The 24,638-nt window shown below is 55.7% G+C and carries 21 protein-coding genes; 5 read left to right on the forward strand and 16 right to left on the reverse strand.

The features are described 5' to 3' along the window. Nucleotides 1-3 precede the first annotated feature (3 nt). From ACFPM8_RS01930 to mltB, 3 genes are read left to right on the forward strand one after another with little or no spacing between them, the layout of a single operon-like run. Nucleotides 4-1,014 (forward strand): DUF58 domain-containing protein, encoded by a 1,011-nt coding sequence (locus ACFPM8_RS01930; protein ID WP_378994396.1) that lies wholly within the window; start codon nucleotides 4-6, stop codon nucleotides 1,012-1,014. Beyond that, nucleotides 1,011-3,110, forward strand: a complete 2,100-nt coding sequence (locus tag ACFPM8_RS01935) for a transglutaminase TgpA family protein (protein WP_378994397.1) — start codon at nucleotides 1,011-1,013, stop codon at nucleotides 3,108-3,110. The genes ACFPM8_RS01930 and ACFPM8_RS01935 overlap by 4 nt, the downstream gene beginning before the upstream one ends. Beyond that, nucleotides 3,101-4,222: a lytic murein transglycosylase B gene (gene mltB / locus ACFPM8_RS01940; protein WP_378994399.1), complete on the forward strand. Its 1,122-nt coding sequence runs from the start codon at nucleotides 3,101-3,103 to the stop codon at nucleotides 4,220-4,222. Before ACFPM8_RS01935 ends, mltB begins: the two co-directional genes overlap by 10 nt. A 24-nt stretch (nucleotides 4,223-4,246) precedes the next feature. Here mltB and ACFPM8_RS01945 read toward each other — a convergent pair whose 3' ends face one another. Beyond that, a complete protein-coding gene (locus ACFPM8_RS01945; RefSeq protein ID WP_378994401.1) occupies nucleotides 4,247-4,783 on the reverse strand; it encodes a YaeQ family protein in 537 nt (178 codons plus the stop codon). Nucleotides 4,784-5,102: 319 nt separating this feature from the next. Between ACFPM8_RS01945 and ACFPM8_RS01950 the strand changes: the two genes are divergently transcribed. Beyond that, nucleotides 5,103-5,693, forward strand: coding sequence for a DUF1415 domain-containing protein (locus tag ACFPM8_RS01950; RefSeq protein WP_378994404.1), 591 nt, complete (start codon nucleotides 5,103-5,105; stop codon nucleotides 5,691-5,693). Nucleotides 5,694-6,087: 394 nt separating this feature from the next. Continuing rightward, nucleotides 6,088-6,432 carry a hypothetical protein gene (locus tag ACFPM8_RS01955; protein ID WP_378994406.1) on the forward strand — a complete coding sequence of 115 codons (345 nt, stop codon included), beginning with the start codon at nucleotides 6,088-6,090 and terminating at the stop codon, nucleotides 6,430-6,432. Between the two features lie 56 nt (nucleotides 6,433-6,488). Here ACFPM8_RS01955 and cysM read toward each other — a convergent pair whose 3' ends face one another. The 15 genes from cysM to serC form a co-directional block, all read right to left on the reverse strand. Beyond that, nucleotides 6,489-7,391 (reverse strand): cysteine synthase CysM, encoded by a 903-nt coding sequence (gene cysM / locus ACFPM8_RS01960; protein WP_378994408.1) that lies wholly within the window; start codon nucleotides 7,389-7,391, stop codon nucleotides 6,489-6,491. A 166-nt stretch (nucleotides 7,392-7,557) separates the two neighbouring features. Continuing rightward, complete coding sequence (locus ACFPM8_RS01965) at nucleotides 7,558-7,938, reverse strand: ComEA family DNA-binding protein (protein WP_378994409.1); 381 nt, start codon at nucleotides 7,936-7,938, stop codon at nucleotides 7,558-7,560. Between the two features lie 121 nt (nucleotides 7,939-8,059). Further along, nucleotides 8,060-9,004, reverse strand: coding sequence for a D-glycero-beta-D-manno-heptose-7-phosphate kinase (gene rfaE1, locus ACFPM8_RS01970; protein WP_378994411.1), 945 nt, complete (start codon nucleotides 9,002-9,004; stop codon nucleotides 8,060-8,062). Between the two features lie 5 nt (nucleotides 9,005-9,009). Then, the gene (locus ACFPM8_RS01975; protein WP_378994413.1) at nucleotides 9,010-10,392 is read right to left on the reverse strand and encodes a UDP-glucose dehydrogenase family protein; all 1,383 of its coding nucleotides are present in this window, start codon (nucleotides 10,390-10,392) and stop codon (nucleotides 9,010-9,012) included. 55 nt (nucleotides 10,393-10,447) lie between these two features. Then, a complete protein-coding gene (gene lapB / locus ACFPM8_RS01980; RefSeq protein ID WP_378994415.1) occupies nucleotides 10,448-11,623 on the reverse strand; it encodes a lipopolysaccharide assembly protein LapB in 1,176 nt (391 codons plus the stop codon). A gap of 111 nt (nucleotides 11,624-11,734) precedes the next feature. Further along, nucleotides 11,735-12,049 (reverse strand): LapA family protein, encoded by a 315-nt coding sequence (locus ACFPM8_RS01985; protein WP_378994417.1) that lies wholly within the window; start codon nucleotides 12,047-12,049, stop codon nucleotides 11,735-11,737. 219 nt (nucleotides 12,050-12,268) lie between these two features. Beyond that, entirely contained in the window at nucleotides 12,269-12,574 is a 306-nt protein-coding gene (locus ACFPM8_RS01990; protein ID WP_378994419.1) for an integration host factor subunit beta, read from the reverse strand. A 16-nt stretch (nucleotides 12,575-12,590) separates the two neighbouring features. Continuing rightward, entirely contained in the window at nucleotides 12,591-14,303 is a 1,713-nt protein-coding gene (rpsA, locus tag ACFPM8_RS01995; protein WP_378994421.1) for a 30S ribosomal protein S1, read from the reverse strand. Between the two features lie 221 nt (nucleotides 14,304-14,524). Next, complete coding sequence (gene cmk / locus ACFPM8_RS02000) at nucleotides 14,525-15,196, reverse strand: (d)CMP kinase (RefSeq protein ID WP_378994423.1); 672 nt, start codon at nucleotides 15,194-15,196, stop codon at nucleotides 14,525-14,527. A gap of 64 nt (nucleotides 15,197-15,260) precedes the next feature. Continuing rightward, nucleotides 15,261-18,686: a DEAD/DEAH box helicase gene (locus ACFPM8_RS02005; RefSeq protein ID WP_378994425.1), complete on the reverse strand. Its 3,426-nt coding sequence runs from the start codon at nucleotides 18,684-18,686 to the stop codon at nucleotides 15,261-15,263. Nucleotides 18,687-18,701: 15 nt separating this feature from the next. Continuing rightward, complete coding sequence (aroA, locus tag ACFPM8_RS02010) at nucleotides 18,702-20,027, reverse strand: 3-phosphoshikimate 1-carboxyvinyltransferase (protein WP_378994508.1); 1,326 nt, start codon at nucleotides 20,025-20,027, stop codon at nucleotides 18,702-18,704. Between the two features lie 11 nt (nucleotides 20,028-20,038). Then, nucleotides 20,039-20,938, reverse strand: a complete 900-nt coding sequence (locus ACFPM8_RS02015) for a prephenate dehydrogenase (protein ID WP_378994427.1) — start codon at nucleotides 20,936-20,938, stop codon at nucleotides 20,039-20,041. Nucleotides 20,939-20,976: 38 nt separating this feature from the next. Continuing rightward, a complete protein-coding gene (hisC, locus tag ACFPM8_RS02020) occupies nucleotides 20,977-22,083 on the reverse strand; it encodes a histidinol-phosphate transaminase (RefSeq protein WP_378994429.1) in 1,107 nt (368 codons plus the stop codon). Between the two features lie 42 nt (nucleotides 22,084-22,125). Beyond that, nucleotides 22,126-23,199, reverse strand: coding sequence for a prephenate dehydratase (pheA, locus tag ACFPM8_RS02025; protein WP_378994431.1), 1,074 nt, complete (start codon nucleotides 23,197-23,199; stop codon nucleotides 22,126-22,128). An 84-nt stretch (nucleotides 23,200-23,283) separates the two neighbouring features. Then, nucleotides 23,284-24,381: a 3-phosphoserine/phosphohydroxythreonine transaminase gene (gene serC / locus ACFPM8_RS02030; protein ID WP_378994433.1), complete on the reverse strand. Its 1,098-nt coding sequence runs from the start codon at nucleotides 24,379-24,381 to the stop codon at nucleotides 23,284-23,286. Between the last annotated feature and the right edge of the window lie 257 nt (nucleotides 24,382-24,638).

Below are 24,638 nucleotides of genomic sequence, written 5' to 3' on the forward strand. Positions count from 1 at the left end.
CTCATGCCTACCATGCTGACAGCGCTGCATAACAAGCTTCAATACTGGCTCAATCAATCCTTGTTTCAACTGCGCGGGGCCGAGCCGGGAGAGGTGTTTTTAAGCCAGCGCCGGGTATTCATCGTCCCCAGCCGGGCCGGCATGGCATTTGCCGCGATGCTGATCGTGCTCTTCATCGGCTCCATCAATTACAACCTCAGCCTCGGCTTTGCGCTGACCTTCCTGCTGGCGGCATGCGCTGTGATCGACATGCATCTGACCTTCCGCAACCTGGCCTATCTGCATCTGGCGGCAGGCAAAGTGACGCCGGTATTTGCCGGCGAAGATGCGCTATTCGAATTGCATCTGATGAATCGCCGCAAGCACCCTCGCTACGCGCTCTGGCTCAGTTTCATCGGCCCCAATCTGGCGCCGATGGATCACGCGGTCGATGTTGCCGCGCACGCTGTCAGCAGCGTCACCTTGGCCAGCGCCACGGTGGCGCGCGGCTGGCATCCGGCTCCCCGGGTGCGCCTGCAAACACGCTTCCCGCTTGGCCTGCTGCGCGCATGGAGTTACTGGCAGCCGGACGTCAAGGCCTTGATCTATCCGCAGCCGGAGGCGGCGGCATCGGCGCCGCCGCTACCAATGGCTCCAATGGAAAATGCGGATGGCAACGGCACCGCCGGCCATCAGGATTTTGCCGGCATCCGCACTTATCAAGCGGGAGACTCGCTCAAACACCTGGCTTGGCGGCAGATCGCCAAACTGGATATGGATGCGGAGGTCAAGCTGATCACCAAGCATTTCGAGGGCGGCGCAGCCAGCGATCTGGCGATCGATTATGCAAGCCTGCCGTACGCGATGGCAGTCGACGCCAAGCTGTCCCGCATGACGCGCTGGATACTGGAGGCGGAAGCACACAGCCTGCCCTATGCTTTCCGCTTGGGCGATATTGTCTACGCCGCAGCGATCGGGCCGGCGCATCAGCAAGCCTGCCTGCAGGCGTTGGCGTTATACGAAGGTGCAACATGACGGCCACGCCTACCGCGCGCATCTCCGTCAAGATGGATGAGCAGCCTTTTCTGCAGTATTCAATATCCTGGTTCCGCGTCCTGACGCGCGACAAGAGCGATACCTTATTGCTGCTGACCGCGTGCGCCATGGTGCTGCTGCCGCACTTTGGACACCTGCCGTGGTGGACTTCAGTCACTTGCGCCGGCTTGCTGGCATGGCGCGGCTGGATCACGCTGAGCGGACAGCGGCTACCGCCGATCTGGCTGTTGCTGCCGCTGGCACTGCTGACCATGGCCGGGGTCTATGCCGATCACCGGACCCTGCTCGGCCGCGATGCCGGGGTTGCCATGCTGGTGCTGTTGCTGACTTTTAAATTGCTGGAAATGCGTGCCCGGCGCGATCTGTTCGTGGTGCTGCTATTGAGCTTTTTTTTACTGCTGACCACTTTTTTCTATTCTCAATCGGTGCTGACCGCACTGATGATGATCGTCACGCTGGTCCTGATATTGACGGTGCAGCTATCGTTTCAATACACCGGCATCGTGCCGCCGCTGCGACAGCGGCTGCGCCTGGGCGGCTTGATTCTGGCGCTGGCAGTGCCGCTGACGCTGGTGTTATTCCTGGTGTTTCCGCGCATTCAGGGGCCACTGTGGGGACTGCCTGGCGATGCGCATGGCGGACGCAGCGGCTTATCGGACAGCATGGCGCCCGGGAATATTTCGGAGCTGGCTTTATCGGATGACATCGCCTTCCGCATCAAATTCCTCGATCCGCCGCCAGCCCCGGCCAACCGCTATTGGCGCGGCGCGGTGCTGGGCGATTTTGATGGCCGGACCTGGACTCAGACTCGGGTGTCGACATTGGCTGGCGAAGCTCGGAGCGCGCTGGCCTCGCTCCCGGGAGCGGCTATCCGTCAACAAATCACCATGGAGCCGAACGGACAACGCTGGCTATTCGCTTTGGAAGCTCCGCGCGCGGCGCCAACGCTTGAGGATATGTCCGTCAGGATTACCGGCGACCACCAAATTCGAACTTCACGCCCGATTGGTGAGCGCGTTCGCTACGATGTGATTTCGCATATTGCATCCGCTCTGCCGGATCACGCGACGCCGTCGGTATTGCAACAGGCGTTGCGCTTGCCGGAAAATTTCAACCCACGCACACTGACATTTGCCGCGACCTTGCGCTCGCAGTGGCGCGACGATACGGCGCTGGTCAACGCCGCACTCGATTTCTTCCGGCATGAGCACTTCATCTACACGCTGGAACCGCCGTTGCTCGGCAAGGATAGCGTCGACGATTTCCTGTTTTCCAGTCGTGCCGGCTTCTGCGAACATTACGCCAGCGCCTTCGTCGTCTTGATGCGCGCGGCAGGCATCCCGGCGCGCGTGGTGACGGGTTATCAAGGCGGTGAAATCAATTCGGTGGACGGCATGATGACCGTGCGTCAATCCGATGCCCATGCCTGGTCTGAAGTATGGCTGCCGCCACGCGGCTGGGTGCGTATCGACCCCACTGCCGCAGCAGCGCCTGGCCGGATTGAAACCCAGTTGAATAATTTGCTGCCGCGCTCCATGTTCGGCGGCCTGATCAATCTGAATCCAGGTCAAGGCGACTGGTGGTCGAAGCTGAGCAGCGCCGCAACCATCGTGCGCGCCAACTGGGAGGCTCTCAACAACGGCTGGAATCAATGGGCGCTTAATTACACGCCGGACCGGCAAAGGAGTTTTCTGGCGGCGCTGGGATTCGAGCAATTCGATTGGCGCGCCCTGATTGCATTGATGTCGGCAATCGCTGCGGTAGCGGTAGGCACCGTCACGCTGCCTTTACTGCTGGCCAGGAGCAGGGCCAATCCGCTCGATAAGTTATACTCGGCGCTTTGCGCGCGCATGGCTGGCCGCGGTATCGAACGGGAAAAGCACGAAGGCCCGAGCAGTTATCGCCGACGTTTATGTGCGACCGATTCGCCGCTACCGCCAGCCACAAAACTTGCGGTTGAGCGCTTTATGAATTTGTATGAGGCGTTACGCTACGGTGCCGACTGCGGCCCCGACAATATTCCGCCAGCGCCTTTAATGGCAAAACTAAAATTACTGCTATCCCAATGTCGATGAAATCACCTGTCCGCCCTCGTACGCTCGTTCAACTATGCGCCATCGCGCTGGCCGTCACGATCAGTCCCCACTTACTGGCACAAACATCGAAAAAATCGCCGTCGGCAAAAATACGCAAGGCCAGCAGCGTCGCCGATGAAGGTGAATTCGCCAATTTCGCCGAGTGGAAAGAGGTCGCCGTCTTCATCGACCAAATGGTCGCCAAACATGGCTTCGACAAAGCGGAGCTGGAAGCGGTCTTCAACAAAATCCGCTACGTCGATAGTGCAATCCAATTGATGAAACCCGCGCCTGCCGGCAAGCCCAAAAACTGGGCTGTCTACCGCGCCCGCTTCGTCGAGCCGATCCGTATCAATGCCGGCGTTCAGTTCTGGAATACCCACGCCGACGCGTTGGCGCGGGCAGAGGCGCAATATGGCGTCCCGGCCGAAATCATTGTCGGCATCATCGGGGTTGAAACGGTATATGGCCGCAATGTCGGCAGCTTCCGTGTCATGGATGCGATCACCACGCTGGCCTTTGATTATCCGAATACGCCGACCCGTGAAGCGCGGATGGCATTCTTCCGCGACGAGCTTGAAAACACGCTCCTGTTTGCGCGCGAATCGGGGATCGACCCGTTTTCATTGTTGGGATCGTATGCGGGCGCCATCGGCTGGCCGCAGTTTATGCCTGGCAGCATCCGCCAGTACGGCGTCGATTTCGATGGCGACGGCAAAATCGATTTACGCAATTCTCCGGTGGATGCGATCGGCAGTGTCGCCCACTACCTGGCCGAACATGGCTGGAAATCGGGACTGCCTATCGTTTTCCCTGCCACGGTCGCCACCGACACCAGCGCTGAAAATCGCTGGCAGGCATTCATCGGCCAAGGCCTGGAAGCAAAATACTCACTCGACGACATGACGGCTGCCGGCGTGGTGCCGAGCGTGGTTCCGCCAAATGAGCTGCGCTATGGATTGATTGACTTGCAAAACGGCCAAGGTCCAACCGAATATTGGCTAGGCACAGATAATTTCTATGCCATCACCCAATACAATCGTAGTTTCTTTTACGCAATGTCAGTGGTCGACTTGGGACGTGCGGTACGTGCGGCGCGCAGTCCGCAATGATCAACGATGGCCAACGGCCCCTGCTCAAGCGTTGCTGACGGCCAGTTCGACTTCGACAGTTTGGTCGTTGGCGCTTAGCCAAATCTGGCCGTCCTGAATCGTGCATTGCAATTGCATGTTGCGCTGAGCCAACTGGCTCAACGCCAGGCTGCTTGCCGCTGCAATATTGATAACAGTCAGATTGCGGGCACGTGCCACTTTGTTGCTGATTTGATTCCACCAAATGTGGCTGGTGCTGCTGTAACTGTAAATCACCACCTGAGCCGCCCGGCCGCACGCTTTCAAAATGCGCTTTTCGTCAGGCTGGCCGACTTCGATCCAGAGATCGATTGCACCGGTCAGGTCCTTCGCCCACAGATCGGGCTCCTCCGCATCCGACAACCCTTTGCCGAATGCCAGTGCGGAAGAGGCGTGGCGCGCAAACGCCAGCAGCCTAACCATCATCCGCTCATCGGTTTCCGACGGATGGCGAGCGATAGTGAGCGAGTGCTCCTGGTAATAATGACGGTCCATATCGGCAATTTGCAGATCGGCTTTGAAAATAGTTGCTTTAAGGGCCATAACGCCTATTGTTATAGTTAAGTGAATCAAACCCGGCGCGATGCGATCACGGGATCGGAAGAATAACCTGATTTGTTTTTAATTGGCGAATAGTTAGCTCGCCGGATCATTTTTGATGAAGGCTCCACCAGCCCTTGCAATGCCGGCTTATTAATATTTAAGCATCAGCAATGAAGAGCAAGCCTTGGCAGCACATAGGTAGAAATGCAGCTGGCGAAACCGACCAAGTACGCAGTCGATGAAGAAAGAATAATATTTAACCCTGTTACCGACCCAATAACTTTGCAAAATCACTCATAAACAACCTACTACCTGTCGCATGAAACTCTCTACCACACCAGTAATATCAGCCTCTGCCAGCGAAGTAATTGCTCACACGAAAACATGGCTGGAGCGAGCTGTCATTGGCCTGAATCTTTGTCCATTTGCCAAGGCTGTCCATATTAAAAACCAGATTCGTTATGTCGTCAGCGAAGCGAACACGGTGGAAGACTTATTGACTGACTTGGTGAATGAACTCAAATTTCTACAGCAAGCCGATCCGGTAACGGTCGACACCACTTTGTTGATTCACCCTAAGGTATTGGGTGATTTCCTGGACTACAACGACTTCCTCGCTGTTGCCGATGCAGCGATCGACGAGCTTGATTTAGTCGGGGAAATTCAGATCGCCAGCTTCCATCCGGATTATCAATTCGCTGACGCAACGAGCGATGATATTAGCAATTACACCAATCGGGCTCCCTATCCAACGCTGCACCTACTGCGTGAAGACAGTGTCGAGCGTGCAGTCGATGCGTTCCCGGAAGCATCCGAGATCTTTGAGAAGAACATGCAAACCCTGCAACAACTCGGGCTTGCGGGTTGGGAAAGAGTAATGCGGGGAAAACCGGCCAAAAGTGAAAGTTAAGCGATATTTACTTACCACTATACAAACTGTTGGCCACTCTAAAATGGTTTTCAATACAATTTTTACTGAAAGTTACCAAATAACAATGGACTTCGTTATAAGAAAATTTTAAATTGAGCCTATGCAACTTATTTGTACATTTAGTCACTAAACAAAGGTCGCTTTGTTTGCTTCCAAATTTTCATTCAACATGCAGAACAACATCATTGCCCGTACCACCCGTTCCATGAGGAATAAATATGGAGTTTCTTTATGATAAAAATACATTCAAAATCAGTATAGAATACGCAACTTACGACTTCGCTAACAAAACTAAAGGCCCACTCTACAATAGCTCGATATGTATTGTGCAACCCTTTCTATATTTCAACCCGGATAACGGAATCGATCAATTATGACTATTACCACCACCCCCAACCCTGACGCCCCAAAGAGCAACAAACTCGATGAACAAGTGACTTACGATCCTAATCACCTGCTTGATTCGCTGATTGACAAATTGCATCTGAAAAATGATGCCGCACTCTCGCGCGCACTCGAAGTCGCACCACCTGTGATCAGCAAAATCCGCCATCACAGATTGCCGGTCGGCGCCTCCTTGCTGATTCGTATGCATGAAGTCAGCGCTCTGAGCATCAGTGAGTTACGCAACCTGATGGGTGATCGCCGCGAAAAATTCCGCATCAGCGACAAGCAATTCAAGCCGAAAGACAAGATCGAAGCTGAAATGCAGAAGTAATAAGTATGCTCACCATCTCCCTGCGTTATTGCAATTACTTTTGATAGTAGATTGCTTTACGCAGGGAAAACGCCGGTAGACAAATAACGATCGCCACGATCGCATACGACAAATACAATCGTCGCATTTTCTACCTGCTGGGAAATCTTTAGTGCTATTTCGCACGCCCCCGCAGCGGATATCCCGCAAAAAATTCCCTCTTCGCTTGCCAGTCTCCGCGCCATGTGCTCAGACGCAGCCTGACTGACGGATTCAATCTGATCCACTCTGGAATGATCGTAAATTTTTGGCAAATAGGCTTCAGGCCACTTTCTGATGCCGGGAATTTGCGATCCTTCTTCCGGTTGCGCACCGATAATCCGGATTTCCTGATTCTTTTCTTTGAGATATTTGGAAACTCCCATGATGGTCCCGGTGGTCCCCATGGCGCTCACAAAATGCGTAATCCGTCCTTCGGTGTCGCGCCAGATTTCAGGTCCGGTGGACTCATAATGTGCGAGTGGGTTATCTGGATTTGCAAACTGATCGAGAATCAGTCCTTGGCCATCTTTTTCCATTTTTGTGGCGAGATCTCGCGCATATTCCATGCCGCCGGTCTTTGGCGTCAAGATAATCTTGGCTCCGTACGCGGCCATGCTTTGGCGGCGTTCCTCGCTCAGATTTTCCGGCATCAGCAGCACCATTTTGTAACCACGCATTGCTGCCACCATCGCTAGCGCAATGCCGGTATTGCCGCTGGTCGCCTCGATCAGTGTATCGCCAGGCTTGATTTGACCGCGTGCTTCGGCGTACTTGATCATCGACAGTGCAGGACGATCCTTGACCGATCCTGCCGGATTGTTCCCTTCCATCTTGCCCAGAATCACGTTATTGCGTCGAGCAGCATCGTCGCCGGGGATACGCTTCAGTTGTACCAGTGGCGTGTTACCGATTGTGTCTTCAATAGTCAGATAAGGCATAGTTTGTTCAAGTATCTTGGGCAAAAGGCTCATTCTAATATGAGACCATATTACGTGTATGAAAGCCTGAAAAACGAATAAAGGTACAAACCTGATGTTGATTTAAAAAGAATTTAGAAGGAAAAAGCTCCGCGACTTGGCGCGGAGCTTTTGGACTTAAATAAGATCAGTTAGCAACGCCGGCTTTCGCCGCGGACTTGTCGGTTTGCTTGGCTTTAGCCTTACCAGCGCTCTTGGAATTTTCGTTGCCCGGGGTAGCTTGAGGAGCGGCGTTTTCCTTAGCTTTCCCGTTCACTTGCAAACCTGCTTGCGACAACTTGATCGAACTTTTGTGACCGATACCTGAGACCCGATTTTCAAAATCGTTCCAGTCTTTGAAATCGCCACCTTTGGTACGTTCATCAAGAATACGCTTGGCAGTCGCGGGACCAATACCTTTGATGCCATCCAGCGCCGCAAGGTCAGCCTTGTTTACATCCACTTGGGCAAAAGCCAGATTCATGGATGCAATCAACATTGCAAATACCAGAAGTAGTTTTTTAAACATTTGTCTTATCTCCTTTGAAGTGATGATGACCATATCGATCAAGCAAACGCAGGTGCGTTCACGTGATTATAGGCACAGCAACGCAGGAAATTGACATTATGCTCACAAAATCAGACTTTGCTTATCCGAGCAATTCTTCTCTGCTGACGGTAGCAGTTCCCAGCTTTCCGACCACGATGCCGCCGGCGCGGTTCGCTAGCGCCACCGCTTCTGCAATCGGCAATCCAGCTCCCAGCATCACCGCCATGGTCGCAATGACTGTATCGCCGGCGCCCGAGACGTCATAGACCTCCCGCGCCATAGCTGGGAAATGCATCACTTCCTGCTCGGTATATAAGGTCATGCCCTCTTCCGACCGAGTCAACAGCAAGGCTTCCAATTCCAGCGACGCACGCAATTTCTGCGCTTTCGCAGTCAGTTCTTCTTCGTTTTTCCAACTGCCGACGATGCGCATCAACTCGGACTTGTTGGGGGTCAGGATGGTGGCGCCGATGTAGGATGAAAAATCATCGCCCTTGGGGTCGACCAGGATGCACTTCCCGGCTTGTTTGGCGGCTGCAATCATGTCCGCCACATTCACCAGGCTGCCTTTGTCGTAATCGGACAAAACAATCACCGGATACTGGGGCAGCAGCGTATTGAAGCGGGTCAATTTGTCGCGCAACACCGTATCGGTCGGCGCCTCTTCAAAGTCAATCCTCAATAATTGCTGCTGACGGCCGATCACGCGCAGTTTGATGATGGTCGAAATGGTTGGATCACGGGTCAGGAAATTGCTGACGCCAAGGTCGCTCAACAAGCCGTCGACCACGTCCCCGGCCTCATCCTGCCCAACCACTCCCAGCAGGCCGGCGCCACCACCGAGAGTCGCAATATTACGCGCCACGTTTGCCGCGCCGCCCAATCTTTCTTCGCGCTTTTCAATCCGCACCACCGGGACCGGCGCCTCCGGTGAAATCCGGCTCACGTCGCCAAACCAGTAGCGGTCCAGCATGACATCGCCGACCACCAGAATGCGGACGTTTTCAAACGAATCGGGAATTTTTTTGCTTGCGCTTGTGTTCATTCGCATCACCCGCGTGCCAGGACTGAACGGCCAATGCCGTAATACTCGAAACCGATCTCACGCATCACATCCGGCTCATACAGATTGCGACCGTCGAAAACAATCGGCGCCTTGAGACATTTTCTTACCTGATCAAAGTCGGGACTGCGGAAAGTCTTCCACTCGGTAACGATGACCAATGCGTCGGCATCTTGCAATGCATCGTTCTGATCGTCGCAAAAACGTATCCGCTGCAGTGCCTCGGGTGTCGCCGCGAAATCCAGTTGCAACACGCGCTGTGCTTCTGCCATCGCCACCGGATCATGCACCGCCACCGAGGCTCCGCGGTCGATCAACTCACGCAACAACACCCGCGACGACGCTTCCCGCATGTCGTCGGTATTTGGTTTGAACGCCAGCCCCCACAAAGCGAAATGTTTGCCGCTCAGGTCGCCGCCAAAACGCTCGGCGATCTTTTGTCCCAGCACATGTTTCTGGTTATTGTTGACCTGCTCCACCGCACGCAAAATCAAAAGCTCCTGACCATAGTCGCGCGCGGTACGCTCAAGCGCCTGCACATCCTTGGGAAAACAGGAGCCGCCGTAACCGCAACCGGCATACAGGAAGCTATATCCGATGCGCGGATCGGAACCGATTCCGTGCCGTACCGCTTCGATATCGGCGCCCACCTTGTCGGCCAGATTAGCCAATTCGTTCATGAACGAAATACGCGTCGCCAGCATGGCGTTGGCGGCGTATTTGGTGAATTCGGCGGACCGCACATCCATCCAGTAAGTGCGTTCGTGATTACGGTTAAACGGCAAGTACAACTGTTTCATCAGCACATGCGCTTGCTGGCCTTCCGCACTGTCGTCGCAACCGATCACGATCCGGTCCGGGCGCATGAAATCTTCGACTGCAGCGCCTTCTTTCAAAAACTCCGGATTGGACACTACCGAGAACTGGATCGGATCCCCTGGCAACTGGCGCGCGGCCAACTCGGACTGGATCGCTGCCGTCACCTTGTCGGCTGTACCGACCGGCACTGTCGATTTGTCGACAATCACCTTGAAGCCAGTCATATATTTGCCGATATTGCGCGCGGCCGCCAACACGTATTTCAGGTCCGCTGAACCGTCTTCGTCTGGCGGCGTGCCGACTGCAATAAATTGAATCTGACCGTGTGCCACGCTGGCGGCAATATCGGTAGAAAAGTGTAAACGTCCGGCGGCGCGATTGCGGCTGACGATTTCGGTCAGGCCCGGTTCGTGGATCGGAATCCCGCCGCTATTGAGCAATGCAATCTTTTGTTGATCAAGGTCCAGGCAAAAAACGTCGTTACCCAGTTCGGCCAGGCAGGCGCCTGTGACCAAACCGACATAACCGGTGCCGATAATAGTAATTTTCATGTTATTCCGTGAAAGCGCTACTCAGAAAAATGCCAATTTAAAAGAGCCGGCGGATTTAATTCATTACATTCAATTCTTCAGTACGACGCGGCGGGTAAGTTTCCCACCGACTGCAACCAGGGCATTGCCAATAAAACTGGCGCGCTTTAAACCCGCAGTGGCTGCATTGGTAGCGCGCCAGTTTTTGTGTATAGCCATGGATCAGATTTTTTATCACCGACAACTCGGAATGCATTTCCGGCGCGACGTTCATCAAACGCGCCTCGATCAATTTATCCAGCCCGAGCAAAGTCGGCGTGCGCCGCAATTCATCGCTGACCAGTTGGTTGGTGGCATCGACGCCGTCGAGTTCCAATACCGCCTTGAACACCACTTCCAGCAAGTCGATCGATGATGCCTCCGCAAGGTAAGAGCGCAATAGATTCACTCCCTCCTGCGCCCGTCCGACAGCGCGATATCCATCCATCAAGCGCTGCGCCACCAATGCCACGTGCGGGACACTTTGTTGCTCTACCCGGCGCCACACTTGCAGTGCTGCCTCGACATCGCCTTTGGCCAGATGGACGTCGCCAAGCAGCATGGTGGCGCGGACGCTATTGCGATCGTTGGTCAACGCTTTTTCCAGCAATTGCATCGCGGTCTCGAGATGTCCGTCGACCAGCTCATCCTGCGCCAATTCGCAATAAAACTGGGCAATTTCTTTTTGCCGTCCGCCGGCGCCGGATTCCTGCAATGCCTGGGCCGCCTCGATGGCGCGCATCCATTCTTTTTCACGCTGATAGATTTCCAACAGCGCGCGGCCGGCCTGCGCCCCATACTGGGTGCCGGTCAGCAGGTTGAAGCTCTCTTCGGCGCGATCAAGCAGGCCGGCTTTCAGGTAATCCTGACCCAATTCATATTGCGCGTGCAGACGATGCTCTTGCGCCAGGTCGGGACGTGCCAGCAAATTTTGGTGAACCCGGATTGCGCGTTCTGTTTCACCGCGACGGCGAAACAGATTACCCAGCGCGAAATGCAACTCTGCCGTTTCCGGATCCAGTTTGACGATTTCGATGAACGCATCAATCGCCTTGTCGGGCTGTTCGTTCAGCAGAAAATTCAAACCCTTAAAATAACCACGAGGCAGGCTACGTGATTCGGATATCAATTGATTGATATCGACCCGCGCGGCAATCCAGCCTAAGCCGAAAAAAACCGGGATACCGAGTAACCACCAAATTTCAAATTCCATACGGGCTTGTGATGTGCTTTATGCGTGAGTCGAGCGAGAAGTGTCATTGCAAATCAAACGTGTTTGTCGCCTTGGGTCGGCGGCATTCCAGGACGTTTGATGCATGCCGCATTATATATTCTTGATACTGTCCGGTTGCGGCGCTTGCGACTGTGCGAGTCGCTGTGCCTCTTGTTCTTTTTGTATTGTAGTGAGGGCTTTTTGCGTTTTCGACGCATTGCGGCGATGACGAAATACGGACGGAGTCATCGCCAACACGCCCAATATCGCGCCAAAGAGAAAAAAACCAAGCAGGAACAACACCAGCGGTCCAGCCATCGTGCTGCCGGGGAAGAACTGGAGGTCGACGATCTCCTTATTCTGCAGAGCGAAACCGAAGAACACAATAAAGAGCACGATCGAAATAATCCGGGAAATAATTTTCATAATGTCTTTTCCTGATTGGTGTTGTGAAGATGCATTGCCACGTCGAATTGGACTGCTATTCCGTTTTCTAACCGAGCCTGCATTTTATAGGTATCGCTTTTGCTGCTGCTTTTCCGAATGGGTAATCAACGGTCAAATGAGTTTGACCTTCATCCAGGCAAAATTGTACGTGAAAAAAAACGGCATCCGAAGATGCCGTTTCGATTTTGCTCGCACAACTCAGTCTTCCTGGATCGGTTGCCCGACCATCGCATCGACCCGTTCGCGCAATTCCTTGCCAGGCTTGAAATGCGGCACCCGCTTTTCGGGCACCATCACTTTGTCGCCTGATTTTGGATTGCGACCGATCCGTGGTGGTCTGCGATTCAGCGCAAAACTGCCAAAACCACGAATCTCGATACGCTGGCCGGTAGCTAAAGAATCAGCCATCGCATCGAGTATGGTTTTGACCGCATAATCCGCATCTTTGGCTACCAGTTGCGGATAACGCTCGGCCAAGCGGGCAATCAGCTCCGACTTTGTCATTAGCTAGCTCGACTACTTAGTTCTTGTTGTCGAGTTTTGCTTTTAACAGTGCGCCCAGGCTGGTCGTACCGGAAGCAGCATTGGAGTCCGAAGACAGCTTGTGCATTGCTTCTTGGGTTTCAACATTGTCTTTCGCCTTGATCGACAGCTGGATGCTGCGAGCCTTGCGGTCGATGTTGATGACCATGGTTTCGACGGTGTCGCCAACCTTCAGGTGCGTACCGGCATCTTCCACGCGATCGCGGGAGATTTCAGAAGCGCGCAGGTAGCCTTCGACTTCGTCGGACAACTGGATCACTGCGCCCTTAGGCTCGACCGACTTGACGGTACCGGAAACCAGTGCGCCCTTGTCGTTCATTGCAGCGAAGTTGTTGAACGGATCGCCTTCGAGTTGCTTGACGCCCAGGGAAACGCGCTCGCGCTCAACGTCGATCGCCAATACGATGGCTTCCAGCTCGTCACCCTTCTTGAAGCGGCGTACAGCTTCTTCGCCGGTTTCAGTCCAGGACAGATCGGACAGATGCACCAGACCGTCGATGTTGCCAGCCAGGCCGATGAACACGCCGAAGTCGGTGATCGATTTGATCGCGCCCTTGACTTTGTCGCCCTTCTTGTGGGTGACAGCGAAGTCGTCCCAAGGATTTGCCTTGCACTGCTTCATGCCCAGGCTGATACGGCGGCGGTCTTCGTCGATTTCCAGAACCATGACTTCAACTTCATCGCCCAATTGAACGACTTTGTTCGGTGCCACGTTCTTGTTGGTCCAATCCATTTCGGAAACGTGGACCAGGCCTTCGATACCTTGTTCGACTTCGACGAATGCGCCGTAGTCGGTGAGGTTGGTGACTTTACCGAACAGGCGGGTGCTTTGCGGGTAACGACGCGACAGACCGGTCCATGGATCGTCGCCCAATTGCTTGACGCCCAGCGAAACGCGGTTCTTTTCTTGATCGTACTTGAGTACTTTGGCGGTGATTTCTTGACCGACTGTGAGCACTTCCGATGGGTGACGCACACGACGCCATGCCAGATCGGTGATGTGCAACAGGCCGTCGATGCCGCCCAGGTCCACAAATGCGCCGTAGTCGGTGATGTTCTTGACGACGCCGGTAACGATGGTGCCTTCTTTCAAGGTTTCCATCAGTTTTTGACGCTCTTCGCCCATCGACGCTTCGATCACTGCACGACGCGACAACACAACGTTGTTACGCTTGCGATCGAGCTTGATGACCTTGAACTCCATGGTCTTGCCTTCGAACGGCGTGGTGTCCTTGACCGGACGGGTGTCGACCAGCGAACCCGGCAGGAAGGCACGAATGCCGTTGGTCAGAACGGTCAGGCCGCCCTTGACCTTGCCATTGACGGTACCAGTAACGATCTCGCCGGACTCCATCGCTTTTTCGAGCGAGAGCCACGATGCCAGACGCTTGGCCTTGTCGCGCGACAGGATGGTGTCGCCGAAACCGTTTTCCAGCGATTCGATAGCGACGGAGATGAAATCACCGACGGCTACTTCGAGCTCGCCATTGTCGTTTTTAAATTCTTCAATTGGAATGAAGGCTTCGGATTTGAGGCCGGCGTTGACGATAACGAAGTTATGGTCAAGGCGCACGACTTCAGCCGAAATCACTTCACCAGAACGCATGTCTTGACGTGACAGCGATTCTTCAAATAGCGCGGCAAAAGTATCAGCGCCGGCAGATGCAGGGGAGAGAACAGTGATGGACATAGTTTTGACTAGTTGATCAGTATTGCCGCGCAACGTAATTACAAATGTAAGTACCGGGATGCGGTCAATATTGGGTTAGGTTTTTCAACATTCGATCTGACTTTGCATCGGATCGAACACCAAGGCACAACATAAAGCTCTAAAAAACAACGAGTTACAAATCGAACCGCAACTCGCCGAACTACAACTTGCGTTACAACTTCTTTAATGCAATTTCCGACTCAGACCAGCTTTGCAGCAGCGTACCAGTGGAGGACTTGTTCGACCGCTTGATCAGCAGTCATTTCAGAAGTCTCCAGAAGAAACGCCCCTTCCGCAGCCTTTAGCGGAGCCGAGCTGCGATTCGTATCGCGCGCATCACGCTCCGTCAAATCCTTTGAGAGGTCTTGCATATTAGCAGAAAATCCCTTGTCAATCAATTGCTTATAGCGTCTTTGCGCCCTTGCCTCAACGCTGGCGGTCAGAAATACTTTCAACACCGCATGCGGAAAAATCACCGTGCCCATGTCCCGTCCATCGGCCACCAGCCCCGGCGCCTGACGAAACCCCAGTTGCAAACCATACAGAGCTTGCCGAACCGTTGGTATTGCCGCAATTTTCGATGCCGTATTGCCAACCTCCTCCGCTCGAATAGCGTCAGTCACATCTTCATTTGCCAGGAAGATGTGAGCGCCGCTGAAATGGCAATGCAGATGCTCGGCCACCTTGGCGACGGCGTGTTCGTCGTCGAGCGGCGTATTGCGCCGCAACGCGGATAAGGCGGTGAGTCGATACAGCGCGCCCGAGTCCAGGTAGTGAAACCCCAAATGCTGTGCAACTTTTTGCGCGACCGTGCCTTTGCCGGACGCGGTGGGGCCATCAATGGCAATGACGGGAATATGGGAATGAGGCATGGAAATACTCGATTAATTAATAGGCTTACTGCCTGGGGATGTAAAACAAATTGGCGCAGCGACACTAGTCACTGAGCGGCGCAAAAATTGCCTGCAAATCGTCTTGCGTCAGCGCACCATTTTGCGCTTCGCCGGTGGGCGACAGCATGGCTTGCGCCAAGGCGGATTTTTTCTGCTGCAGAATCTGGATCTTTTCTTCCACCGTGCCTTTGGCTATCAGCTTATAAACAAACACCGGTTTATCCTGGCCGATACGCCAGGCACGGTCGGTAGCTTGATTTTCCGCAGCGGGATTCCACCACGGATCGTAATGAATCACGGTGTCGGCCGCCGTCAAGTTAAGGCCGACCCCGCCCGCCTTCAAACTGATCAGGAACACCGCTGCCTCTCCCTGCTGAAAGGTGCGCACTGCAGCCGCACGATCCTGGGTTTCTCCGGTCAGTTGCGTGAAGCTGATGTCGCGTTGCACCAGCTCTGCCGCTATCAGCGCCAACATGCTGGTGAATTGCGAAAAAATCAGGATACGCCGATCTTCCTCTCGCAATTCCTCCACCATTTCCATCAGCGCCTGCAGCTTGGCTGACGGCACGTTGCCCGCGGCGGCACTATGGGCCGCATCGGTCTTGACCAAGCGTGGATCGCAGCAAGCCTGACGCAGCTTCAGCAAGGCTTCGAGAATAACGATATGGCTGCGCGCCATGCCCTTTTTCGCAATCGCATCGCGGACTTTCTTATCCATCGCCAAGCGCACGGTTTCGTATAAATCCCGCTGCGCGCCGCTTAACTCGACACTGCGGACCATCTCGGTTTTGGGCGGCAATTCTTTTGCTACCGCGTCTTTGGTCCGGCGCAGCAGGAATGGCTTGATCCGTCGCTGCAACAGCGTCCGACGCACTTGATTGCCCTGCTTTTCGATCGGATGGCGGAAATCGCGATTGAAAGATTTTTCATCGCCCAGCAATCCGGGCAACAGGAAATGAAATTGCGCCCACAATTCGCCCAAGTGGTTTTCCAATGGCGTGCCGGTCAAACACAGACGATGCCGGGCGCGCAGCAAGGCCGCACTTTGCGCCGCTTTCGAGCGCGCATTTTTGATGTAGTGCGCCTCGTCCAGGATCAACAAATGATAAGCATGTTCGCGCAATCGTTCTTCGTCGCGCGGCAACAGTGCGTAAGTGCTGAGCACCAGATCCGCTTGCGGAATCTGCTCAAAGCGTTCCAGCCGCTGCTTCCCCTGCAACACCACGACCCGCAATGCCGGTGCAAAACGCGCGGCCTCCTCCTGCCAGTTCCCCATCAAACTGGTAGGGGCGATCACCAATGCCGGCGCGGTCAGGCGGCCGGCTTCTTTTTCGGTAAGGATGTGCGCCAGAGTCTGGATGGTTTTACCCAAACCCATGTCATCGGCCAGAATCCCGGCCAGATCGTATTCGCGCAAAAACTGCATCCATGCCAGCCCCTGCGCTTGATAGTCACGCAAGGTGGCCTGCAAACCCAGCGGTGCGACGACCTGCTTGACGCCGCCGAAAGCACTGAGTTTTTGCCCCATGCCGCGCAGACGCTCGCCGCCCAGCCAGCGCAGTTGCAGGTTGCCATCCAACTCGGCCAAGCGCGCCGCATCGAGTGCAGACAGCCGTACCGAATCGCCTGTTTTGTCGTTGAAGTAAAGTTCGCCCAGCGTGTTCAGAATCGGCTTGATGCGTCCCCACGGCAAGGCCACGCGCACGCCGTCGTCCAGCGTCACCAACAGCTCGTCGCTATCGGCGCGCTCACTCAAGACCTGCGGATTGAAATCGTCAGGCGCATGGCGAATCAAATCCACCAATACCGGCAACAAGGACAATCGCTTCTGATTGACGACAATGCCAAGCTCCAGGTCGAACCACGGATTGCCGGGCTGATCGTTGCCTTGATCGATCTCGGCATACCAATCTTCGACCTCGGTCAGATCGAATCGGTAGCCCGGCTGCTGGTCGATCTCCCAGCCCTGCGCCAGCAACTGCGGCACGCCTTCCTTGGCAAATGCCAGCCATGCCGATTGATCCTCCAGGAAAAACAGGCCTGGCAGCGCCGCCAGCGGATGTCCGCCGTCGGCGGAAGAAAACATCCCGAGTTCAAATAAGGTTTGCTGCAACGCGTTTTCCGCAGCTTGATTGCGCACGATTTTTTCGAAGCCGGCACGGCTATGACGCGTCAACAGCGGCTCGAATTGCGCGGAAACGAAATCGCCATCGTAGCGAAAATACAGTTGCGCGAAATCCAGCAGCGACGAATCACCGGCATTCTCGACGCTATCCAGCACCAGCATCGGCTGCGGCAGCACGTCGTCGCGCATCGTCTCCAGTACCCGATCAGGCAACGGAATGATGTCGGCCAGACCCTGCGCCAGCAATTGCTGCGACACTTCCAGCTTGTTGCTCGCATAAAGCAGCGGCGCCTGCAGCACCAGCTCATTCAACTTGTTGATTGAAATTCCGTGCGGAGGCTGGGGAAAAATCAATTCGCCGCAAGACAGGTTGTCGATGTACCACGGCGGCTCGGTCGGCAATATATAGTCCAACGTATTGAGTGCGTCATTGGCGTCCTCCGCCCCCGGCTCCAGCGCAAATCTCCAGCCTAGTCTCAAGGTATCGACCGGCAAATCGCTCTCCGCCCCATTGCGCTGCTCGCTCCAATCCAAAACCGCAGAACGCGCTGAGGACAGTTGCAAGGGATGAGCAATGCCTTTGTTCAAATCCGACAGCGAATTGGTCCACAGCAGGCGTTCCTGCTCCACCAATAAGCGCAGCAGTTGCGCTCCCAGTTTGCCGGTTGGTTCGCAATTAGCCTGATACGTATAGGCGCTGAAACTTTGCGCCAGAAACAGGCCGATCAAATCATGGTCTTGTTCCTGTACATAGGCAGGCGGATCGTACAACAGGCGCGAGGCATCCGAGACCGCCTGTGCCGCAGCCAGCTCGCCGTTCTTGCGCAAACGGGCGCGACACAGATGCAGCAGCACCTTCTTGCCGTGATAGGACGGCGACAAGGCAAACACAAGGCGATATGCGACCGCCGTCTTGGCCCCTGTGATGATCTTCGCCTGGATATTCTGTGCACCGATCGCTTCGCTTTCGACCCGCTCCAGCCAGGCTGTCACGGTACGTGACAGCGGCACTGCGGACAGGTCGTTGAACGCTGCGGATTTGTTCCCGGTGACCAGCGGCGGCACTGAAACGCCTTGAACAAAGTCGATCAGTACTGCCGCCACATGCTTGCAATTAAAGCCAACTGGGCAAGAACAAACGCCATCGATTCCGGCTCCAGCATGAAACTTGCTGACTAAGATTTCCTGCCGGTACACCTGACGCTCGCTACCGCTCACATTGGCATTGAGCACATCGCCGTCCTGCTCGACGCTCAGCACCCGCCGTTGCCGCACATATTCTTGAGCGCGCGCATAAGTGGTCGCGCTAAACGCGCCGCGCACATCGGCAAGTGTCAGATCCATACGCGACGCAAGACCTTACAACAAAGTCTGTTCGGCGATCTGCGCAAACACACTGAAGTAATCGGGGAAAGTTTTTGCAACGCACTGCGGATCGTTGATGCGCACCGACGTGCCGCGCCGCGCCGCGCCATCGAGCGAGGCCAGCGAAAAACACATCGCCATCCGATGATCGTCGTAGGTGTCGATGGTGGCAGGTTGAATCTGTTGCGGCGGCGTGACCCGCAAATAGTCGCTGCCTTCTTCGATGGTCGCGCCCAATTTGCGCAGCTCGGTTGCCATCGCGCTGAGGCGGTCGGTTTCCTTGACGCGCCAGCTGGCGATATTGCGCAAAGTGCTGGGGCCGTCGGCGTACAGCGCCGCCACCGCAATCGTCATCGCCGCATCGGGGATGTGGTTGAAATCGGCATCGATCGCTTTCAACACGCCGGTCGACGAAGCCTCGATCCAGTTGTCGCCGAGCGTGATGCTGGCGCCCATCTGCTGCAAGGCTTCGACAAAACGGACGTCGCCCTGAATACTGTTTTTGCCGACGCCCTCGACCCGCAGCGGACCGCCGGCGATCGCGCCAGCAGCCAGGAAATAGGAGGCGGAAGACGCATCGCCTTCAACGTGAATGGTCTTGGGGCTTTGATACTGCTGCCCGGCAGCCACGATGAAAGACTGCCAGCCATCACGTTCAACCGTCACGCCAAAGCGCTGCATCAGGTTCAGCGTGATTTCGATGTATGGCTTGGAAATCAATTCGCCGATCACCTCTATCGTGACCGCATCGTGCTTGGCCATCAACGGCGCCGCCATCAGCAAGGCGGTCAGAAACTGGCTGGAAACGTTGCCGCGCACCTGCATCCGCTGCGTATGCAACTGGCCGCGCTGGATATGCAGCGGCGGATAACCGGTAACGCCGGTGTATGCGATACGGGTGCCGACCGCGTTCAACGCATCGACCAGATCGCCGATTGGACGCTCGTGCATGCGGGCCACGCCGTGCAAGGTGTAGTCGCCGCCGATTGCCGCCAAGGCGGCGGTCAACGGCCGGATCGCGGTACCGGCATTGCCCATGAACAAATCGGCCTGATGCACCGGAAAACTGCCATTCGCGCCATGCACGGTATAAGTCTGGGTGCCGGCAGCCTGTTCCCAGCTCACCCCCAGCTGCTTCAGCGCCATCAACATCACCAGCGTGTCGTCCGATGCCAGTAGATCGAGGATCTGCGTTGTGCCGTTGGCGAGTGCCGCCAACAACAAGGTGCGATTGGAAATGCTCTTGGAGCCCGGCAATCTGACCGTGCCCTGCACCTTGGCCACCGGGTGCAAATCAATGTATTTCGGATAATGCTTCATCGTTTTACTCATCAATCGCCGCCTTCCTTGTTCTGTTTTTCTGCTGCTTCGATAGCGCTGATCCAACCGTGCCGCGCTCGTTGCGCATTGCCATAAATCGCCTCCAGCGCCGCACCGTCGCCAGCCGCCAGCAGGCCTCGCAGCCTGGTCAATTGCAGCAGATAGGCATCCAGCTCATGCAACAACGCATCCTGGTTCGCCAATGAAATATCGCGCCACATTTCCGGCGACGATCCGGCAATCCGCGTGAAGTCGCGAAAGCCGCTGGCGGCGTACTGGAACAGCGATTCCGCATGCGGCTTGTTGGCGATCTCGTCCACTAGCGCATACGCCAGCACATGCGGCAAATGGCTGACCGCGGCAAAAATCGCATCGTGCTGCTGCGCCGACAGACGGTGGATGTGGGCGCCGCATTGCTGCCAGGCGGCGGCAACCTTTGCCACGTCCTGCTCGGCATTTTCCGGCATTGGCGCGAGCACCACTTTCTTGCCCACATACAGATCGGCCAGTGCCGCATCGGGACCGTTCTGCTCGCGTCCGGCAATCGGATGGCCCGGCACGAATTGGGCGATCTTGTCGCCCAACTCCGCACGCGCGGCAAGCACCACGTCGGATTTTGTACTGCCGGCGTCGGTCACGATAGTTCCGGCTTGCAGATGAGGCTGGATGCTGGCCAGAATAGCGCCGGTCTGGGCCACCGGCGCAGCAATCAGGATCAAATCCGCACCGGCAACGGCATCGGCCACCGAACTGGCGATGACATCGATAATCCCCAGCTCGCGCGCCCGTTGCAGCGTTGCGCTGTTACGGCCGGCACCAACGATCTGCTCGACCGCGCCGGCCTTTTTCAAGGCCAGCGCAAATGAGCCACCGATCAGACCAACACCAAAAATAGCGATTTTTTTTAACACGAACGATGCTTTAGTAGGGTTAGTCGAGATCGCCTTGTTCAGGCCAATAATTTTTTCAGCGCTTCGATGAATGCCGCATTTTCATGCGGTAAACCGATCGTGATGCGCAACCACTGCGGCAGGCCGTAATTGGCGACCGGACGCACAATGATCCCCTGCTTCAGCAGCGCCAGATTGACGCGCGCACCGGCAGCCTCGTCGTCGCCGACCTTGACCAGCACAAAATTGCCGAACGACGGCACGTATTCCAAACCCAGCTCATCGAAGGTCTGGGTGAATTGACGATAGCCTTCGGCATTGATTTGCGCGCTGCGCTGCAGGAATTCCTTGTCGTTCAATGCTGCAACGGCGGCGGCTTGCGCCAGCGAATTGACATTGAACGGCTGACGAATGCGATTGAGCAGATCGGTGACCGCCGGTTGCGCAATGCCGAAGCCGATACGCAGACCGGCCAAGCCGTAGGCTTTGGACATGGTGCGCGACACCAGCAAGTTAGGGTATTGGCGGACCCATGCAATCGCATCGTATTGCAGTTCGGCCGGCAGATATTCGTTGTAGGCCTCATCCAGCACCACCACGACCTGCGGCGGCACGCGGCCGAGGAAGGCTTCGAGTTCGGCGGCCGGGATAAAAGTGCCGGTCGGATTGTTTGGATTGGCGATAAAAATCAAGCGCGTATCGTCGGTGATCGCCTGCGCCATCGCTTCCAGGTCATGCCCATAATCCTTGGCCTTGACGACGATCGCGCGGGCGCCGATGGCTTGTGCCGCCAATGCATACACCAGGAACGAATATTGCGAATACATGACAGCTTGCCCCGGCTGCACGAAGGCATGCGCAGCCAGTTCGAGGATGTCGTTGCTGCCGTTGCCAAGCGTGATCCACTCTGCCGGCACGTCATATTTAGCGGTGATCGCAGCTTTCAAATCAAAGCCGTTGGCATCCGGGTAGCGGCCGATATCGGCGACAGCCTGCTGCATCGCCAGCCGCGCCGATTCCGGCATGCCGAGCGGGTTTTCGTTGGAAGCCAGCTTGATGATCTTGGCTTCGTCGAGACCGAACTCGCGAGCTACTTCGGCAATTGGTTTGCCGCCCTGGTAAGGGGCGATGGCACGTACATACTCTGGACCAAATTGAATCGACATCGTAGGCTTCCTAAACAAGATTTAAAAAATTGAACCTGAAAATTAATGACTGAATGGGTACGACCCAAGCAACTTGAAAAACGCGGCACTCTGCTTTAATTCCGCCAGCGCCATGGCCACCTTCTCGTCCTGCGCATGGCCTTCGACATCGACGTAGAAATAATATTCCCATGAGCCCATGCGCGCCGGGCGCGACTCGAAACGCGTCATCGACACGCCGTGCTTGGCGAGCGGCGCCAGCAGGTTGTATACCGCGCCCGCCTTGTTCGCCACCGACAGCACCAGCGAAGTCTGGTCCCTGCCGCTGGCAGCGGTTTGCAAACGACCGATCACGGCAAAACGAGTGCGATTGTGTGGGTCGTCCTGGATATGGGCGTTGACGATTTGCAGGTCGTATTTTTTTCCTGCGACTTCCCCGGCAATCGCCGCGACAGTCGCATCTTCGCTGGCCATCCGCGCCGCTTCCGCATTGGAAGCCACCGCCTGCCGCTGGATATTCGGGTAATGCTGATTGAGCCAGGCGTTGCATTGCGCCAGCGCTTGCGAGTGCGCACAAATCCGGGTGACAGCCGTCATCGTGCCGTCTTTGCTCATCAGGCTGTGATGGATCGGGATCGCCACTTCGCCGCTGATGCTGAGCGTGGTTTGCAGCAGCAAATCGAGGGTGCGATTGATCACGCCTTCGGATGAGTTCTCGACCGGCACCACGCCGAAATCGGCGGTGCCCGCCTCGGCCGCACGGAAGACTTCGTCAATCGATGCGCAAGCCAGGCTTTCCACCGCGTGACCGAACTGTTGATACACGGCCTGCTCGCTGAAGGTGCCGGCGGGGCCGAGATAAGCCACCGTGACGCGTCTTTCCAGCGCACGGCAAGCCGACATCACTTCACGGAAAATGGTCTGCACATCGCTGCCTTGCAGCGGGCCTGGATTGCGCTCGGCAACCTTGAGCAATACCTGCGCTTCACGCTCCGGTCTGAATACCGGGGCATCGGTCTCAGCCTTGACATGACCGACCTGCTGCGCGATTTGCGCACGGCGATTCAGCAATGCCAGAATTTCGGCGTCGATCGCGTCGATCTGTTGACGCAAGGGCAGGAGTTTGTCTTCGCTCATAATGATTTCTCTGTGGCTTTATTACCGGATCGTTTCACTTCATCTGGAGGCGCCACCTTCGACCTGCTTTCCAGACATGCACTACTAAGCGCTGTGCTCGAATTCTTTCAAATACGCCACCAGCGCCTGTACCCCTTCAATAGGCATCGCGTTATAAATCGACGCCCGCATGCCGCCTACCGATTTATGCCCTTTCAATTGCAGCAGGCCACGCTCTTTGGCGCCGCTCAGGAAAGCCTCGTTGAGTGCTTCGTCGCTCAAGAAGAATGGCACGTTCATGCGCGAGCGGCAATCGCTGGCGATCTTGGTGCGGTAAAAATCGGTGGAATCCAGATAGTCGTACAGCAGCGCTGCTTTGGCGATATTGCGCCGTTCCATCTCGGCCACGCCGCCTTGCCGCTTGAGCCATTGAAACACCAGCCCGGCGATATAGATCGCGTAGGTTGGCGGCGTGTTGTACATCGAGTCGTTGTCGGCGACGATCTTCCAGTCGAATGCCGAAGGACAACCCGGCAGCGCATTGCCCAGCAGATCGTCGCGCACCATCACCAACGTCAATCCGGCCGGGCCGATGTTCTTTTGCGCACCGCCGTAGATCACGCCATATTTCGATACATCCACCACCCGCGACAGGATGTGTGACGACATGTCGGCAACCAGCGGCGCATTGTTGGTGTCTGCGGCAACGTCGGGCGTGAAGTGGTATTCGACGCCGTCAATCGTTTCGTTGGTGCAGATATGGACATAGGCGGGATCCGGCGACAAGCGCCAGCTGTCGCGTGCGGGAATCCGCGCAAAATGGACTGCTTCGGACGAGGCGGCGACATTGACGTTGCAATAGCGTTTAGCTTCCTTGATCGACTTGCTCGACCAGGAGCCGGTGTTAATGTAATCGGCGGTAGCCGGTTGACCTTTGCGGCCGGCCAGATTCATCGGAATAATCGCGTTCTCGGCAATCGCACCGCCTTGCAGGAACAGCAGTTTGTAATTCGCCGGCACCGCCAACAGCTCACGAAAATCGCGCTGCGTGGCTTCCAGAATCGACATGAACTCTTTGCCGCGATGGCTCATTTCCATCACCGACATGCCACTGCCGTGCCAGTCCAGCATTTCAGCGGCGGCTTGCTGCAACACTTCTTGAGGTAATACAGCGGGGCCAGCGGAAAAGTTATAGATAGGCATGATGATGTTGTCAGATAAGGATCAGAAATACCGGGGAACTACCGAACCGCAGATGGCGTTACTTCAGGGCAGCTCTAAAAACCTACTGCAGGGTTTGGCAAACTCGCCAATCTCGGGGCTGTGATGCTCGCTGTACCTCCGTACAGCTGCGCTTCTCACCCCGACCTTGGGCCGCTCGCTACGGTTTTTCAGAAGTGCCCATCAATCCAGCTATTTAAGCACGATGGGCGGATCAGGCAGGATGTCGCCCGATCCGC

This window comes from Paraherbaspirillum soli (genome assembly GCF_042654985.1).
Classification (GTDB): Bacteria; Pseudomonadota; Gammaproteobacteria; order Burkholderiales; family Burkholderiaceae_D; genus Paraherbaspirillum; species Paraherbaspirillum soli.